The organism is Synergistetes bacterium HGW-Synergistetes-1 (assembly GCA_002839185.1).
Classification (GTDB): domain Bacteria; phylum Synergistota; class Synergistia; order Synergistales; family Synergistaceae; genus Caenicola.
This window is the reverse complement of the sequence record PGXO01000005.1, coordinates 34135-51957: the sequence shown is the minus strand read 5'-3', so window position 1 is coordinate 51957 and position 17823 is coordinate 34135. Positions and strand designations below refer to the sequence as shown.

The following is a 17823-nucleotide window of genomic DNA, read 5'->3' as shown; positions in this document are numbered from 1 at the left end:
CGCGTGACGGACTGCCTACGATAGGCGGACTGGCATTCATGGTTATAGGGGGAGGATTTGTCTCTCCCTGGATATCCGTGATACTTGCATTTCCCATGATGCTGGCGATTTGGTTTTACCGTGATCCTGAGAGAGTCCCGGATGCGCCTGCAGGATGGGTCAGTCCGGCTGACGGCAAGGTGGTCGAAATAGAGGAAGTTGACCACGAATATACCGGCAGGGCAACAAAAATAGGCATATTCATGAATGGGTTTGATGTTCATGTGAACCGTTTCCCGACATCAGGAAGGGTCGAATATGTCAAATATGTCCCCGGCAAGAAATGGTTCGCGATAGCACCTAAGGCCTCCGAGATAAACGAGCGTTTCTACGTAGGGGCCAAGTCAGAAAACGGCCGTTTCCTTCTTGTGCAGATCGCTGGTATACTTGCAAGGAGGATAGTCTGCAGGGTCAGCAAAGGTGACACTCTGGACAGAGGCCAGCGTTATGGTATGATAAAGCTTGGTTCAAAGGTCGATGTCTATCTGCCTCCATCTGTCGTACCGGCTGTAAATATCGGCAACAGGGTGGTTGCGGGGGAAACTGTGATCGGAGTGGTAAAAAAATGAGAAAACGTGACAGAAGGATCAGAAACATACCAATAAGTAAAATAATACCCAACATGATAACCAGCGGAAGCGTATTCTGCGGAGTAGCTTCACTGATAATGACATATCACCAGCACTTTGTGCCGGCTGCTGTGCTTATATGCTTTGCTGTATTTTTCGACGTAATGGATGGAAGGGTAGCCAGAAGCCTCGGAGGAAGCAGTGTTTTCGGGGAAGAGCTGGACAGTCTCGCTGACGCTATTAGCTTCGGCGTCGCTCCTGCATTTCTGATCTATGCCGCTTATATAGGAATGGAAGGCGGAGTATGGGGTGCTGTGGCATCTTCATTCTTTGCCCTCTGCGGAGTCCTCAGGCTTGCCCGTTTCAATGTCACGCACGTTCCTGCAGGACCCTTCCAGGGTCTGCCGATCCCTGCCGGAGGACTGACTCTCGCAGCTTTTGTGATAGCCAAAGTACCGCTTACACCTCTTGCAGCGATAGTGATGATGTTCTTTATAGGCGGCCTGATGGTAAGCTCTGTGCCTTACTGCAACGCGAAAAAGATGAAAAAGGACAATGTAAACAGAGTCAAGCTCTACGGGGTTATCGGATTTCTCCTCCTCTCTTTTGCGGTTCTGAGGGAAAAGGCATTCCTGGCCATCTCGCTTATGTATATTTTTACAGGACTTGCAAAGGTAAATGTGGCTGAGTGGATGCTCGAGGAAAGATCTGCGGAAAAGGGAGAATAAACTGACCTGGTTATTTCAGTTTTTTATAAGTGTTTATGATCCCGACTTCGGCTAAAGTGAGCCGGGGCCGGGATTTTTTAAAAAGGGGGCAAACTGATGAAGAAAATAATGACAGGCAACGAAGCAATAGCCCAGGGTGCCTGGGAAGCAGGACTGCACGTAGCAGCTGCATATCCGGGAACACCTTCCACAGAGATCCTCGAGAACTTGTCAACTTACAAAGATGTATATTCAGAATGGTCAACAAATGAAAAAGTCGCGCTTGAGGTCGCTGCTGGAGCTTCCATGGCCGGCGGAAGAGCTCTCGCTGCAATGAAGCATGTCGGGCTCAACGTTGCGGCTGATCCTCTCTTTACTCTTGCCTACACAGGAGTCAACGGGGGTCTTGTAGTTGTGACGGCTGACGACCCCGGACTGTTCAGCTCACAGAACGAACAGGACAACAGATACTACGCCTCACATGCCAAACTCGCAATGCTTGAACCATCTGACAGTCAGGAGTGCCTTGACTTTGTCAAAGAGGCCTTCGATATTTCGGAAAAATTCGATACCCCTGTTCTTTTCAGGGTCACGACAAGGATCTGCCACAGCAAAACACTCGTCGAAACATCATCCAGAAAAGAAGTCCCTGTCAGGCCATACGCAAAGAATATCTCCAAATATGTAATGGCTCCCGCATCCGCCAAGAAACGCAAATATATAATGGAAGACAGGATCGCTGCAATGAAGGAATTCAGCGAGAATACCTCCCTGAACCGCATTGAGGATGGCCCAAAGAAAATCGGCATAATAACAAGCGGAATATCATACAACCATGCAAAGGAAGTCTTCGGGGATGAAGTATCTTATCTTAAACTGGGCTTCACGTGGCCACTCCCGGAAAGGCTGATAAGAAAATTTGCCGGGATGGTCGAGACACTTTATGTAATAGAGGAAAACGAGCCATACATTGAAGACTTCGTTAAGATCATGGGAATACAGTGCACCGGCAGAGAAAAACTCCCCTGGGTGGACGAACTGACTCCGGAAATAATAAGAAGAGCTTTCTTCCCTGAGAACGAAGAGCAGCGAGGATATGCCATTGACGCAGAAGTTCCCCCACGTCCTCCGGTACTTTGCGCAGGATGTACACACAGAGGATTTTTCTATGAAGTTGGAAAATATAAAGATATCGTCGTAACTGGTGATATAGGCTGCTACACGCTTGGCATAGTGCCCCCCCTGAGCGTAACTGACTCTGTAATTTGCATGGGAGCCAGTGTTTCCGGCGGGGTAGGGTTCAGCAAGGCGGTGGAAAAAGCCGGCAGAAAAGAAAAGGTCTTTGCAGTCATTGGAGACTCAACTTTCTTCCATTCGGGCATAACAGGCCTGATCGATGCTGTAGTCAACAAAGCCCCTATAGTCATAAACATACTTGACAACAGGATAACGGCAATGACAGGACATCAGGAGAACCCCGGAACGGGACGTACATTGATGGGCGAGCCGACTCACCAGGTCGACCTGAAGGCAGTATGCGTGGCATGCGGCGTGAAGCAAGAAAACGTACGCCTTATTGACCCCTATGACCTTACGGCCACCAGAGACGCGATCAGGTCAGGCTACGAGTCGCGTGAACCTTTTGTGATAATAACTACATCCCCCTGCGCTCTGATCAAGGACGTCATCAAAGCGAGGGCGAACATGAAGTGCGTGATAGACCAGGATAAGTGCATAAAGTGCAAAATGTGCATGAAGGCCGGATGCCCTGCGCTCAACTTCAGGGACGGCGTTGTTTTCATTGATCGAGCATCATGCAACGGCTGCGGTATATGCCTGCAGATATGCCCTAAGAATGCCATATCGAGGGAGGTATAGGACCATGAAGAAAAACGATACCAAAAGCATCCTTCTTGTTGGAGTAGGCGGACAGGGGACCATACTTGCCTCGAAAATACTTTCAGAGGGGCTTGTCCGCAAAGGCTACGATGTAAAGATGTCTGAGATCCACGGAATGTCTCAGCGAGGGGGAAGCGTTACCACACACGTCAGGTTTGGCACAAAAGTGGCATCTCCCGTCGTTCCTGAAGGAGAGGCTGACGTACTGGTGGCATTTGAAAAAGTCGAAGCTGTACGCTGGCTTAAGTACCTCAAAAAGGGAGGGAGACTCGTCGTCAATAATTTCGAGATATACTCCCTGCCTGTCCTTACAGGTGCAGCGAAATACCCCGATGAAGTAGTTGAAAAGCTTGAGAAAGAAGTTCCTGACCTTAAGATATTCAACGCCGGCGAAATTGCAGAAGGTCTCGGAAACATCAAGGCACAGAACGTAGTCCTTCTGGGAGCACTAGTAAAAGCAATGGGATTAGAGGACATAGATTGGGAATCAGTCTTAAATGAACTTGTACCAGCGAAACTTCTGGATCTCAACATAAAAGCTTTCAAGGCAGGTCTTGAACAGTAGCTCAAAGAAAATAATAAAAGTACTGCAATAAGCTGAGCAGAAACAACAGATAAAAAAATGGCCGGTCTTCAGAGTATGAAATCTCCATAAGACCGGCCATTTCTTTATTTAGATTATTTAACTCCGGATAGTTACCATTTCAAATATGATTCTGTGACCTGTCCGTCAGCCCACGTAACAGAAAGCTTCAGATGCCCGCGGTTCTTTCGAAGGTCACCATTGTCCTGCATCAGCAGCTGGTATGTCTTTGTACCGTTTACAGGGATGCGCACGGCTCCGTTATTATGGTTAAGAATCCTGTTGCCTTCCCTTACACCGAGAAGCCATCTGCCATTATTTTCAGGAAGCGTATCCCAGCCCTTTCCGTCCCAGCTCTTTCCTGAATTATCCCTTGAAAGGATCAGCGATTTGATATTACCCTTCCCTGTTATCTTTATGTTAAGGGCCGTATCCTTGTAGCCGTTTGCAGCTCTCTTTTTATTCTTGCCGACATGGTCGATATTGACCAATACAGGCCTGGCAGAAGTGAAAACTGCAGAGCGGTCCGCCTTTGTCACTGTCGCAGCGGGGGCCGCAGGTGTGTTTCCTGTAGATGCCTCAAGCACCTGACCGTTGGACATTACAAATGTGACCTGATAGGGTCCGACATTCCTGCTGTCTTCCTCGTCAAACCACAGATTCAATGCTTTTTCCCCGTTTACTGGAATGGAGATCGTCCCGTCAGAATGGTTCAGCTTGGGACCGGACACCAATACGACTAATGGGTTGCTGTTGCCTGCGATAGTATCCCAGACCTTTCCGCTAGTTGCGGATCTGACCCTGACTCCTGTAATGGTGCCTGATGCGTTTATTACAGCGCGGATCAATCTGTCAGGGTTGAGATTGGACTCCATTTTTTCATTCTGTCCGGTGAAGTCATAATTTTCGCTGCCCTTGTACTCAACGGATAGCGTCTCTTTGAACGCTGTTGTATTGCTGCCCATTACGGCATCTCTTTCGAATATGCGTCCGTCAGCGAGGCTGATAGTTATTCTTGCTTTAACTGACTGGTCACCCATTATTCCGTCTTTGTCCTGAGTAAGGAGAGTATATTTTTGTGCGCCCCTCACAGCAAAGGCGACGGTACCGTCTGTCCTGTTCATTATGTTGTTACCGCTGTCGATAACTGTTACTATCGGGATGTTGTTTCCAGCTACCGTATCCCACTGAGCATTTTGGGAGTAGGTCCGGGCTGATATTTTTACTGCCCTGACTGCTCCGTCTCTGAAATTAAGGGCAAGGGTAAACTGCTGATCGTTTCTGCCGTCAGCTCCGACTTTTTCATTTGTTCCGGCGTAGTCGTGTTGGCTGATCCCATTTATCTCAAATGCGTATATACCCTCCGATGAATTTCCAACAGTAGCCGCCGGAGTGACTTTGCTCAACCCTTTGACGCTTGTCTTGCCGGTGACCTCCTGGTTGTCGATAAGCCTGACGATCACTGTGAAATCTGAATCATTAGGTATTGAACCCTCAGCATCGTTAATGTAGAGCTTAAAGTCAGCCCCCATAAGTACGGGCGTCACCGGAAGCCTGCCTGAAGTGTTCAGGATATTGCCTCCGCTGTTTTTTACAGTAAGAAGCCCTACAGAGTTTGACGGAGATGTGCTCCACATCTTGCCTGTAGTATCATTTCTAAGCGAGATCTCTGTTATAGCTTGGGCTCCGCTTACCGCAAGGGTGAAAGAAGCATCGATCTTGCCGTCAGCGACCCTTGAAGTGCCGGCGCCGACGATGTCTACCTTTTCATCAGCATTGAAGTATATTGAATCTACGTCAAGCCCAAATGATGCAGCGAAAGCTGCCCCTGAAAAAACAATTAAAAAAAGTGCGGCCATGAACGTTTTTAATAATCTCTGCATTTTTAAAATGCCTCCTTAAATTGTTAAATTTATCTATGATAATTTTACCTCTGTTCATTTATTAATTAAGGTATTATTACCTAAAATAATATAAAATAGGCATAAACAGCAGTTTTCAAAGGGGAGTGTAAATTGGGCAACTTAGCCGAAGGATCAAAAATATTATATGTCGACTGTTCTGCGGGGATAGCGGGAGATATGTTTTTAGCCGCACTTTTTGACATGACCGACAGTTTCGAACATCTAAAAAAAGAACTTAATAAAATGCCGCTTTCAGGATACAGCCTGGATCTCTTTAAAGATAAAAGAGGAGGCATTTCCGGTCTGCGTTTCGATGTTGATTCAAAAGAAGGACATGTACACAGGCATCTCTCATATATAGAAGAAATGATACAAGGAAGCACTCTTTCAGATGAAGTCAAAAAGATGACCGTCAGGGCATTCACTCTTCTGGCCGAAGCGGAGGGTAAGGTGCACGGCGAACCGGCCGACCATGTCCATTTTCACGAGGTTGGGGCGGTCGACTCCATCATCGACATAACCGGTGCGATGATCATGCTTGAATATCTTGGATGGCCCGAAGTTGTTTTTTCACCGCTCAACGTGGGTTCAGGAACAGTCAGTTGTGCCCACGGGGTACTGCCTGTCCCTGCGCCTGCAACTGTGGAACTGCTCAAGGGTATATCAGTATATTCAGAGGGAGATCCGATGGAGAGGGTAACCCCTACAGGAGCTGTCCTGGTCAAGTCTCTTGGGGGCAGAATATCTGCCGGAATGCCACACGGAAAAATAGCGGATACAGGGATCGGCCTGGGCAGCAGAGACGGAATTCTTCCAAATATCCTGAGAGCAACTATGCTTGAAAAGAACGATGCGTTACTATTTGACAGGGGCGTTGAACTGTCTGCAAACATAGATGACATGCTTCCACAGGACCTTGCATTTTTGATGGAAAAACTTTTTGATGCAGGGGCACTTGATGTTTGGTTCGAGAATATTCAGATGAAGAAGAACAGACCGGCGGTAAAGGTCTGCGTGCTGTGCCATGAAAGCTATTCAGAACTGCTGCAGGAGACCCTTCTCAGAGAGAGCTCTTCACTTGGAGTCAGAAAGATATATGTTGAGAGATCTATGCTTGAAAGAAGCACTGAAATACTGGAAACATCCCTTGGTCCGGTCAGGATAAAAATGGCGGTCATGGGAGGCAAAATTATAAAGGAAATGCCCGAATTTGAGGACATTAAAAAAATAGCTTCAGAACGGTCCATACCATTATCAGAGGTCCGTTCTCTGATCGCGCGTGAAAGGGAAACGGCTGTAAAATCCTCGAAACTTATACAGGGAGACTTTGAGACAAAACTGAATATGACCAAAGAAGACTTGAAGGATCCGCATGCAAAGGAGACGGATGGTCATTATCACGGGCTTCACCATTCCCATAGCCATTCGCATGACCATTCTGAAATCGGGGAAGAAGGAAAATGACACTGATACTTGATGGCAGGATCACTTCGAAAAAAATTAAGGACTGGGTAGCGGCTTCGGTCGATGCCATCAGAGTAAGAGACGGTTGGGTGCCTCAAATGGTGACAGTCCAGGTGGGTGATAACCCTGCTGCTGAAAGGTACATCAGAAACCAGCTGAAAGCCTCTAATGAGGCAGGCATATCAGCCAGACTGGAAAAATTTGACTGTGATATTCCAAAAGAAGATTTTTTGAAAAAACTGGCGGCGATAGGCAGAAATCAGGAAGTTGACGGAATAATACTGCAGACCCCATTTCCGAAGGGTTGGCCTGTTGACGAGATACTGAACGGCCTTCCATCAGGAAAGGATGTTGAAGGCGTCCATCCGGAAAACCTTGGCAGATTGTATCTTGGCGAAACAGCCATTCCTCTTCCATGTACAGCATGGGCGGCGATCTCGCTGCTTGAATGGTATGGCAGGAGCTCTTTTGAGCAAAGCAGGTGCGCTGTTATTGGCAGGAGCCCAAACGTTGGCAAGGCTGTCGCGCTGATGCTCATGCACAGGCATGCTACGGTGACTGTATGCCACACAAGGACTTCCTCTGAGCAGCTCAAAGACGTGCTTGCCGGTTCGGATCTGGTTATTGCTGCCGCAGGAGTAGCAGGCATGGTAGACCCGGAGATACTGCCATCCCATGCTTGGGTGGTCGATGTCGGAACTAATGTCACAGAAGAGGGAAAACTGGTAGGGGATGTGGCAAAAGGTGCAGAGGGGCGTGTCGAGGCGCTGAGTCCGGTTCCGGGAGGTGTGGGACCCATAACGGTCTCCCTGCTGCTGGCGAATCTCCTTCTCTGTGCCACGAGGCGCAGACTGGGGAAGAGCCTGTTGCTTCCTGACCTGAAAAAATTAAGGGAGGAGTGATCTCATGGATATGGATATCGAGAGCGGAGCCAAATGGTTTGCGGAACAGATAAAAAAAAGCAGAGTCGTCGTCTTTAGCGGTGCAGGACTCAGTACAGAATCGGGGCTTGCCGACTTCAGGTCGAAAGAGGGCTTGTGGGCTCATGTCGACCCCATGCAGTACGCCTCAGTAAACACGCTCGAACATGATTATGAATCATTCCTGGAGTTCTATAGATCCAGGCTTTATGTACCCGAGAGCGTACAGCCTAACAAAGGGCACAAATACATTGCGGAATGGGAGGCTGAAGGCTACGTGACTGGGATAATCACCCAGAACGTCGACAGGCTTCACCAGAAGGCAGGTTCGGTCAAAATCGCAGAGCTTCACGGAAGCCTTGAGCCAGTCAGGTGCCATTCCTGCGGAAAGACATGGGAGAAAGAATTTTTCCTCGAGGGTAAAAAATGTGACTGTGGAGGTTTGCTGCGCCCGGGTGTTGTCCTCTTCGGGGAGATGCTTCCGGACGGACCGCTGAGGCTTGCCGACGAGTGGAGCTCCGACTGCGAAACATTTGTAGTCCTTGGTTCATCACTGGTCGTCTCTCCAGCCAATTACTTTCCGCGTCAGGCGAAAAACAGCGGAGCTAAGCTGATAATAATCAACAGGGAATCAACTCCGCTTGATAAAATAGCAGATCTGGTCGTGCACGAAGGGATAGGGAACTATCTCGAAAAAGTCGCAGGTTATATGAAATAGACCAAAATAAGAGAGGGCCTTTTTGGAATGCTCCTCTCCCTTTGAATAGTGACTTGCTTGCTACTAAATGATTTTTTCGATCTTTACAAAAGTGTCCGCATAGGGGGCTCCGCAGCCGGGAGCTTCCTGTGCTTCTGTTAGAAAGTTTATGCCGGGCACGCCCTGCTTTGCTGAAGCGAGGCCTTTTCTGAGTGAAGCATCTCTCTTTGTGCGCATTACGATGTGTTCTCCTGTCCTTGAATAGACTGTTACCATATCGCCCTCTTCCAGACTGATCTTTTCCATATCATCAGGTGACAAATATATATCAGGGATATCCGGTATGCTTGGGGCATCGCAGCTGTGTCCGTTGATATAATCTTTCACGTGGAAGGTGACAAGCCTCAGTTCTTCCTTTTCACTAACACGCAGTGCAGGAATATTGGCAGGCAGTTTCGCCATAGTTCCGCGGTCGGTCCAGTATATGGGCTCCTGCCATTCATAAAGTCCTTCTGACACCTTTTCCAGTCTCTTTCCACTAAGCATCAGCCTGTCCATTTCTTCATATAATTCTATCAGGTTGGTCTTCAGTCCAAGGGTCTTTGCCAGTCCGTCATAGATCTCTATGTCAGACTTTACCATTCCCTGAGGCTCGACGATCTTCTCGCTCCTGACGAGGAAGCTGTGCCAGTATGAACCGAGCCAGTCATGCCCCTCTTCCAGATATGTCGCTGCAGGCAGGACAAGGTCGCACTCCTTCGCGGTCTCGGTCATGAATATTTCTGTGCATACCTTGAACGGGACCGATCTCATGGCCCTGACTATGCCGGAACTGCCGGGGTTCTGCATAACAGGGTCTGCATTTGTTATGTGAAGCACATTTATCTTTGGTGAGGCATCAAGGATTTCTTTTCCCATCGTGCCTGTTCCGAATTTACGTACATCGTCAGAACGGGGGATAAGTTCTTTTGGAAAGAGCGCATGCTCGTATTTTCCGAAACTGAGGCCTGAACGCGGATCTTCGAAGCCGCCTGAGATCACAGATAAGGCAAACATCCACTTAAACTGCATGTCTCCGTGGAGATATCTTTGGGACCCGTAAGATGGCATATGTGTCACAGGCCGGAACTTCATCAGCCAGGATAATATTTCTTTTGCAGTTTTTTCATCTATTCCGGCAGTTTCAAGAAGTTTTTTTTCGTCAAGACTTATGAGGTGAGCAAGGAATTCCTCGTAATTTATGACCCTGCTCTCCCATACGTGAGAAGATGCACCCAAACTGATCATTTTTTTGCACAGCCATGCAGCCAGGGCAAAATCTCCTCCGGGAGCAATGTACCATGACCTGTCTGAGTTTTCCATAGTCTCAGTCTTTCTTACCTCAAGGGATGCTATTTCGCCGCCATTTTCTCGTACTTTGCGGAAGACCTGCCTTATCTGTGGTTGCGTTACAAGGGAATTTCTTCCCCAAAGCATTATGCCCTTTGCCTCAGACTGAAGTTCAGGAGTCAGGAACGGAACACCCCATCCCAGAGTGGCGTCCTTAAGTCCCGATGATCCGATGCTTGAACAGAGCGATCCCCTTGTTCCTGTGTATCCTCCCAGTTCATTGAAAATATGCGGGATAAGTCCCTTTGAAAAGTACATGGATCCGGCGCTTGAGTAATACATCAAAGATAGGGGACCTGACTCAGATATCCCCGAAGAAACCTTGTCTGCCCAGATGGACCATGCTTTTTCCCAAGTGACCTCTTCCCAGCCGCTGCCTGATCTAAGCAGAGGAGTCTTTAGCCTTCTGGGGTCAAAAACCCGTTCAGCATAACGGAGCCCCTTTGGGCATATGAACTCCGTCCATTTATTATTATCATGGGGTTTCATTTCGACCTTACTGTCACGATATCTGGCCCAGATAGTACAGGCACAGGGGCAGTCGTGCGGGCAGGCGGTTATTTTCCATTCCGATCGCATATCAGTACCTCCGGATAAGATGATCAATAATTATAGAGGCAAATCAGTTTGCTGCAGATAAAATGAAACCCAGAAAGCAATTGATTTGTTATGACAGATGTCCTATCTGCTATAATTTGAAAATCATCAGGCTGAAGGCAGTTTTTGCAGGGATATGTTCCTTAAACCCTGTCAGCGAGAGGCTTATATGGAAAAATGAGCCTACAGACCTATATGACACAGTAGAAATACTTGTATAATCTTACAGAGCGGGATATTCCCGCATAAATCCGAATCTTGACAATTTGGACCCCAAATAGCTTGGACTTCTGCAAAGACCCTTGACGGCACGAAAGGTGGTGGAACACAACCCCCGCCAATAAAGGAGAGCAGAATGATAAGGCAGATGCGAAACATGGGAGAGAGCCGCGAAACAGGAAAGAGGAAACCTTGGAGACTTGTTTCTGTTTAGAGGCGACCCCCCCGCGCAGATCGTCTGCGATATAAAAAAATTCAAAAAAACAACCAAGGGGGTTGTACATTATTATGAAGAAATTTTTGGCAGTATTTGCAGTAATCGCGCTGGTAGCATTCGCAGCACCGGCATTCGCAGCAAACCCGTTCATGGATGTACCCGCAGGCCACTGGGCATATGATGCAGTAGCACAGCTCGCAGCACGCGGCGTAGTATCCGGTTATCCCGACGGCGCATTCAAAGGCGCCCAGCCCGCAACACGTTACGAAGTTGCATCAGTTGTAGCCCGCGCACTCGCGAAGGTAGACGCTGAAAAGGCAAGCAAGCAGGATCTCGAAATGCTGAAGAAGCTCGTCATGGAATTCAAAGACGAACTCGACGCACTCGGCGTGAAAGTTGACAAACTTGACAAACGTGTAGCAGTCCTCGAAGACGGCATCGGCGGATGGAAGATCCGCGGACAGTTCCGTTTCGACGCTAAGTTTGCAAGCAGCGACAGCGGCGCATATCTCTACACAAACGGCGGCAAAAACGAGTTCAACAAAGAGCGTTTCCGTCTGTTCCTCACGAAACAGATCGACGAAAACACCAGCTTCTATGCTCAGATGCGTGTAGGCGGCGATTCTGCAGGTGATTATAATGCAGCAGCAAATAATTTCGAAGGTCTTGGAGATGAAGGCGGACTTCGCTGGTCGCACATTTATGTAGACACGAAGCTTCCCTATGACATCGCATTCCGCGTTGGACGTTTTGCAGTCGACTTTGAAGGCGATTACGGTCTCTACGCTGACAACGACGCAATCTTCGGAGACTTCCGCACAGACGGTTTCCGCTTCAAGAAGAGCTGGGGCATGATGGATTCCACACTCATCGTTGGCCGTAACGACGCTTCTGACAGCCTTGACCCCATGATTGGTTTTGAAGGCGAAGCAATGACATACGCTCTTGACCTCCACTTCCAGCCCAACGAGAAGTTCTTCGGCGGACTCACAGGTTACTGGATGACAGTAGACCATGATCAGTCTGTCGGTGACTGGGATGCGAAGACTTACACAGCCTACGCAGGCTTCAGTTTCACCCCGAACATCGCGTTGAAAGGTCAGTACTACTGGCAGAACCTCGGCACAGACCTCGCCGGCGGATTTGACAGCAGCCCGAACGCATGGAAGGCTATTCTCGAAGTCAAACAGGATGCCCTTAAGTTCACCTCTCTCTGGATCGAATACAGCCAGCAGCACAACAATTTCTGGAATGCACTCAACGACCGTTATGCTATCGGCGGAAGCAACTATGACTATGTTGGACGTAACCTTCTTACCGATAACGGAACCAGCAAGTTCCTCTTTGTTAAGGCTGACCAGAAGTGGAACGACAAGTGGAGCTCATACCTCCGTTATGCAAACTTCAAGGCTGACACAGTTGGTGTAGATGATGCGACAGAATGGGGTCTTGGTATTGGTTACCAGTACTCACCGGCAATCTACTTCGAACTTGGTTACGATCAGGTTGACCACGGAACAGGTCTTCTCAACGTTGTCGATGGTAAGGAAAGCGTAGTTCGTTTCCGTACCAACGTAAGCTTCTAGTTTTAACTTGCTTTAAAAAGGAGCCCGAAAGGGCTCCTTTTTTAGTGGCAATTATCCATGTTTCATAAATTCTGCTCTTTACATGATGCTCCATTTGATCTATAAAACTATAGTCATAACTGATATATTTAGATATACTTGTGGCATGCTTATTGCCCAAACGGAGAGGAGCAGTTTTATTGAAAAAGATAGTCTGTTTTGTGTTGTTTATGTTTTTTTGTTCTTTGATGCCAGCAGCGGCTGCTGATGCTGCCGCATATGATCAGGTCCTTCAGCGCTGGACAAAGAATCGTAAAATAGTTGACGAGGATGGAGCAAATCTTGAGATCAAAGCCACTTATTATTCTGCGGAGTACATTGAGGCACTCATGCAGAAAGAAGCGCAGGCAAATCTCTGGACAGATAGTGAGGCTGAAAATTACAAATACAACTTTTTGGGAGCACTTAAGCTTGATGAAATGATACCTATAGAGATAGAGTTTATAAACAATGCTCCAACTATGTTCCTCGGCCCATTTGACATCATGGTGAAGCTCAGGATAGGGAATAAGCTGTATAAGCCTGTTGATTACGATAAGCGCTTCAATTTTAAATTTCAGGGCAAAAAGAACGGCCTTGTATATTTCCCCCGTTATGATGAGAAGACAGGCAAAGATCTTCTTGCCGGAGTAAAGAGCGTAAGACTTGAATTGAGTCCGAGTATAAGTCCGCTTACAAACGGATCTGATACGCAATTCGTCTGGGATGTTGGCAACGATGACCCATCCAAGCTCTATCAGGGCAAGACTGCGGCGCGCTTTGAAACGGACCGCCTCCTGAAGCGCCTTGAAAAGCTCCGCAAGGACAAGGCGGAGCATGAAAAACAGCTTCAGGGGATAAACGACGAGATAACAACGGTTCAGACGCGACTGGACGAACTGGCAAAACAGCAATAACACAAACATTGAGATCAAAAGGGCAGAAGCTTCGGCTTTCTGCCTTTTTTTTAACTTATGCATTTGCCGGAGCCTTTACATTTCTGTTACACAGATTAAATACTGCGTTAACTTTCTCACTCTATACTTCATATATTACAGATCACAGGAGGAGAAGAATAATGAGAAAAATAATTTTTGCAGCAGTAATGATCGCAGTAATGTCTCTATCAGCAGCCGCATTTGCAGGTCAGATAGTTATGGACGGATCGACGACGGTACTTCCCTTTGGACAGGCTGCGGCAGAGCAGTTTTCAAAGCAGAATCCAAATGTAAAATTCTCAGTCTCAGGTACCGGTACAGGCAACGGATTCAAGTCCCTTGCCGACGGCAGCGCCCAGATCGCGAACGCCTCCAGGTTCATAAAGGATTCGGAAATCAAATCATGCATGGATAAAAAAGTCTATCCGGTGCCCTTTGCAGTCGCTCTTGACTGTCTTGTTCCGGTAGTGCACCCCTCAAATCCGGTCAAGTCACTCACAAAGGCTCAGCTTAAGGATATCTATTCCGGCAAGGTCACGAACTGGAAGCAGGTTGGCGGAAGCGACAGCCCCATAGTGGTTATCGGACGTGATACCAGTTCAGGTACCTACGGCACATGGCAGGAAATGATAATGGATAAGGGCGAAAAGACAAGAGTCACCCCCAAAGCACAGGTAACTGCCTCCAGCGGAGCCATGATGACAGCAGTTTCGCAGAATAAGAACGCTATCGGCTACGAGGGTATGGGATATGTAAGCAAGTCAGTGAAAGCCCTGGCAGTTGACGGAGTAGCAGGTACAGCGGCAGGCGCACGCAGCGGCAAGTATCCCCTCTCACGCTACCTCTACATGTTCACCAACGGATGGCCTGAGGGCGATGTGCTGGATTTCATCAGCTACATGCAGAGCCCGGCGGGACAGAAGATAGTAAACAGCACAGGATTTGTCTCCCTTCAGGAAATGAAATAGATAGAAAGACCGGCGGTAAGTTCGTCCGGCATTACGCCAGACGAACTTACCGCCGTGAGTCGATTGGGAATCAATTGGAAATCGATTGGGAATCAATTGTCAGGACCAGACCCCGGCTCACGGCCAGAGAGCCAACGAGTTACGAGTTGCGCGAATCGGCTGGTAGTTACACCAAGTGCATACCGGGGAGACAAGTAGGGGCTTGGTGTTTAGTTTATGACAATTGATTCGCAATAGATTTGCAACCGATTACCAATTGACTACCGGTGGATAAAGTCTTCCGCTTACTTTTAAGCAACCAACACAAAATAAACGCAATTGCAGCTTAAGAATGAACAATCAGAGAGGAAAAAAAACATGAAAGAACGGCAGAAAAAAATTGTCAGCGGTTTTGGAGGCAGGGGGGACAGGATCATTTCAAATCTTGTCCGCTCTGTTTCCATGATCGGCATTCTGATCATGCTCTTTATCCTGGGATTTCTTATAACAAACGGGATGCCTGTACTGAGGGAATCAACCCTTTCAGAGATATTCCTGAGCAGGGACTGGTATCCGGTCGAAGAACCGCCCGCACTTGGGATGCTTCCCCTTATAGCCGGGACTTTGTCTGCGACGCTCTTGTCAAGCGTGATTGCGCTTCCGATAGCTGTGGCCCTTGCCATATTTACGGCAGAGATAGCACCGAGAAGGCTCAGGAGCTTTTTTAAGGTCATGATGGAACTGATGGGATTTTTGCCCTCCATAGTCCTGGGCTTCATTGGAATGATGGTCCTCGCGCCCTGGCTGCAGCATAGCCTCAACATAGCTACAGGGCTAAATCTGCTAAATGCCTCGATCCTTCTGGGTTTTCTGGTCATACCGGTCGTAGCTTCACTTTCAGAAGAAGCTCTGTCTGCCGTTCCGCAGGAACTTCGTGATGCTTCCTATGCTTTGGGGGCAACACGCTGGGAGACGACCCGAAGGGTCGTTGTGCCATATGCCCTCTCCGGTATCACAGCAGCGGCCCTGCTTGGGGTAATGAGAGCCCTTGGTGAGACTATGGTCGTCCTGATGGCGGCGGGAGGGGCAGCGATCATTCCGACCATGCTCACTGATCCTGTGCGGCCCCTAACTGCAACAATAGCGGCCGAAATGGGAGAGACCCCGGTAGGGAGCACACATTACCATGCTCTCTTTTTTGCGGGACTTATACTCCTTGCAGTAACGCTCGCAATAAATCTGGCCTCTTTTTATGTAGAGAGGAGGAAGAGATAGGGGATGAACAGAAACCGATCGCGCAAGATCAAAGACCTCGCGATGACTTCTCTTTTCTGTCTGGCGGCCTTTATGCTTGTCGCTGTCCTTGCAGGTGTAGCGGTCTTTCTATTCAAAGAGGGCTGGCAGACGCTCTCATTAGATTTTTTGATAGAAGCGCCGCGGGACGGCATGACCGCAGGCGGCATAATGACTCCTTTAGTAGGAACGATACAACTGGTATTTGTTTCAATGGCAGCCGCACTGCCGATAGGTATAATGACAGGTCTGTATTTTGCGGAATATTCCAAGGATGATTGGCTTACGAGGGTGCTCAGAGTATCGATAAGATGCCTTGCAGGGGTTCCTTCTGTTATTTACGGTCTTTTCGGTCTCTCGCTCTTTGTTATATTTTTAAATTTTGGATCAAGTCTGCTTTCAGCGGGACTGACTCTTGGATGTCTTTCCCTGCCTCTCATTGTTACAGTATCCGAACAGGCGTTCCTAGCTGTTCCTCAGGACTACAGGGACGCGTCATACGCACTAGGTGCGACCAAATGCCAGACGATACTGAAAGTGGTCCTGCCGTCAGCTGCCTCTACTATAATTACAGGAACGATACTCTCAATAGGACGGGTAGCTGGGGAAACAGCCCCTATCATGTTCACGGGAGCAGCCTTTTTCGCTCCGGAAGTGGCAAAGAGCGTCTTTGACCAGGTAATGGCCCTTCCTTATCACATATATGTCCTGGCTACGGCATCTACTGACCTTGAGGCTACAAGGCCGATACAGTACGGAGCAATACTTGTGCTTATAGGTCTCGTACTCGGAACGAGCGCAATTGGAGTCGTTGCAAGATCAAGACTTGCGGCGAGAAGCGGGAGGCAATAATATGAGCAGTGATCTTTTCGATGTGCAGATAAAGACGGTTGCTCTGGATCTCTTTTACGGAGACAACCAGGTGCTGAAAAACATCACATTTGATATCGGACGCAAAAAGGTAACAGCCTTCATAGGTCCCTCAGGCTGCGGAAAGAGCAGTTACCTCAGATGCCTGAACAGGATGAATGATTTCATCCCGTCAGCCAGGATCACGGGTACGATAGAAATGGAAGGGGAGAACATACTCTCTCCTGAGACTGATGTCATAGCACTTAGGCGTCGGGTAGGAATGGTCTTCCAAAAGCCCAACCCTTTCCCGATGTCGATATATGAAAATGTGGCGTATGGTCCGAGACTGAACGGCTTAAAAGATAAAAGCGCACTTGACGAAACGGTTGAAAAAAGTCTTCGGGGGGCTGCACTCTGGGATGAGGTAAAAGATAAACTTTCATCACCGGGCACCGGGCTTTCGGGAGGACAGCAACAGAGGCTCTGCATAGCAAGGGCCATAGCTACCCAGCCGGAAGTGCTCCTCATGGATGAACCTACGAGTGCACTTGACCCTATGTCCACAGCCAGGGTGGAGGAGCTAATCAGGGAACTCAAAGGCGATTACACAGTTGCCATAGTAACTCACAACATGCAGCAGGCAGCCCGTGTATCAGACTTTACAGCCTTTTTCCTGCTCGGCGACCTAATCGAGTATGACCGGACACCGAAGATATTTACTTCACCGTCCGATAAAAAGACCGAAGATTACATCTCAGGCAGGTTCGGATAAGAGAAACTGCGGCAAAAACATACCGCGGGAGCCGGTTGGGAATCAATTGCAAATCGATGGCAAATCAGTTGTAGGGGCTGGCAAGCGATAGACAAGCAGTTGCGAAAACCTTAATACTATAAACTAAGAATTCAAAGGACCGTCATTCCCGTATGCCTTCGAGCGGGAATCCAGGCCCCGACTCACGGTCAGAAAGCCAACGAGTTACGATTT

At 48.3% G+C, this 17823-nt stretch carries 15 protein-coding genes; 13 read left to right on the top strand and 2 right to left on the bottom strand.

Translation table 11 applies throughout. From position 1 onward, the window contains the following. Window positions 1-38: 38 nt before the first annotated feature. The 4 genes from CVV54_05475 to CVV54_05460 all read left to right on the top strand — a co-directional run bounded on the left by CVV54_05475 (window position 39) and on the right by CVV54_05460 (window position 3779). The gene (locus CVV54_05475; GenBank protein PKL04548.1) at window positions 39-608 is read left to right on the top strand and encodes a phosphatidylserine decarboxylase family protein; all 570 of its coding nucleotides are present in this window, start codon (window positions 39-41) and stop codon (window positions 606-608) included. After that, the gene (gene pssA, locus CVV54_05470; protein PKL04328.1) at window positions 605-1336 is read left to right on the top strand and encodes a CDP-diacylglycerol--serine O-phosphatidyltransferase; all 732 of its coding nucleotides are present in this window, start codon (window positions 605-607) and stop codon (window positions 1334-1336) included. The genes CVV54_05475 and pssA overlap by 4 nt, the downstream gene beginning before the upstream one ends. A gap of 96 nt (window positions 1337-1432) precedes the next feature. Further along, the gene (gene iorA / locus CVV54_05465; GenBank protein ID PKL04327.1) at window positions 1433-3193 is read left to right on the top strand and encodes an indolepyruvate ferredoxin oxidoreductase subunit alpha; all 1761 of its coding nucleotides are present in this window, start codon (window positions 1433-1435) and stop codon (window positions 3191-3193) included. A gap of 4 nt (window positions 3194-3197) precedes the next feature. Then, window positions 3198-3779 carry an indolepyruvate oxidoreductase subunit beta gene (locus CVV54_05460; protein PKL04326.1) on the top strand — a complete coding sequence of 194 codons (582 nt, stop codon included), beginning with the start codon at window positions 3198-3200 and terminating at the stop codon, window positions 3777-3779. A gap of 131 nt (window positions 3780-3910) precedes the next feature. Here CVV54_05460 and CVV54_05455 read toward each other — a convergent pair whose 3' ends face one another. Continuing rightward, a complete protein-coding gene (locus CVV54_05455; GenBank protein PKL04325.1) occupies window positions 3911-5680 on the bottom strand; it encodes a hypothetical protein in 1770 nt (589 codons plus the stop codon). A gap of 198 nt (window positions 5681-5878) precedes the next feature. On the opposite strand from CVV54_05455, the gene CVV54_05450 reads away from it, so the two are divergent. The 3 genes from CVV54_05450 to CVV54_05440 are packed head-to-tail and all read left to right on the top strand — an operon-like array spanning window position 5879 to window position 8803. After that, on the top strand, window positions 5879-7165 hold the full coding sequence (locus CVV54_05450) for a TIGR00299 family protein (GenBank protein ID PKL04547.1): 1287 nt from the start codon (window positions 5879-5881) through the stop codon (window positions 7163-7165). Further along, the gene (locus CVV54_05445) at window positions 7162-8067 is read left to right on the top strand and encodes a methenyltetrahydrofolate cyclohydrolase (GenBank protein PKL04324.1); all 906 of its coding nucleotides are present in this window, start codon (window positions 7162-7164) and stop codon (window positions 8065-8067) included. The genes CVV54_05450 and CVV54_05445 overlap by 4 nt, the downstream gene beginning before the upstream one ends. Before the next feature lie 10 nt (window positions 8068-8077). Continuing rightward, a complete protein-coding gene (locus CVV54_05440) occupies window positions 8078-8803 on the top strand; it encodes an NAD-dependent protein deacylase (protein PKL04546.1) in 726 nt (241 codons plus the stop codon). Between the two features lie 63 nt (window positions 8804-8866). On the opposite strand, the gene CVV54_05435 is transcribed toward CVV54_05440, so the two are convergent. Beyond that, entirely contained in the window at window positions 8867-10750 is a 1884-nt protein-coding gene (locus CVV54_05435; GenBank protein PKL04323.1) for a hypothetical protein, read from the bottom strand. Window positions 10751-11275: 525 nt separating this feature from the next. Here CVV54_05435 and CVV54_05430 point away from each other — a divergent pair. From CVV54_05430 to CVV54_05405, 6 genes are all read left to right on the top strand, one after another. Continuing rightward, complete coding sequence (locus CVV54_05430) at window positions 11276-12790, top strand: hypothetical protein (protein ID PKL04322.1); 1515 nt, start codon at window positions 11276-11278, stop codon at window positions 12788-12790. A gap of 209 nt (window positions 12791-12999) precedes the next feature. After that, entirely contained in the window at window positions 13000-13725 is a 726-nt protein-coding gene (locus CVV54_05425) for a hypothetical protein (protein PKL04545.1), read from the top strand. Between the two features lie 161 nt (window positions 13726-13886). Further along, window positions 13887-14714, top strand: a complete 828-nt coding sequence (locus CVV54_05420) for a phosphate ABC transporter substrate-binding protein (GenBank protein ID PKL04321.1) — start codon at window positions 13887-13889, stop codon at window positions 14712-14714. Window positions 14715-15071: 357 nt separating this feature from the next. After that, window positions 15072-15968 carry a phosphate ABC transporter permease subunit PstC gene (gene pstC, locus CVV54_05415; protein ID PKL04320.1) on the top strand — a complete coding sequence of 299 codons (897 nt, stop codon included), beginning with the start codon at window positions 15072-15074 and terminating at the stop codon, window positions 15966-15968. Between the two features lie 3 nt (window positions 15969-15971). After that, the gene (gene pstA / locus CVV54_05410; protein PKL04319.1) at window positions 15972-16838 is read left to right on the top strand and encodes a phosphate ABC transporter, permease protein PstA; all 867 of its coding nucleotides are present in this window, start codon (window positions 15972-15974) and stop codon (window positions 16836-16838) included. Between the two features lies 1 nt (window position 16839). Further along, a complete protein-coding gene (locus CVV54_05405) occupies window positions 16840-17610 on the top strand; it encodes a phosphate ABC transporter ATP-binding protein (protein ID PKL04318.1) in 771 nt (256 codons plus the stop codon). Window positions 17611-17823: the final 213 nt, after the last annotated feature.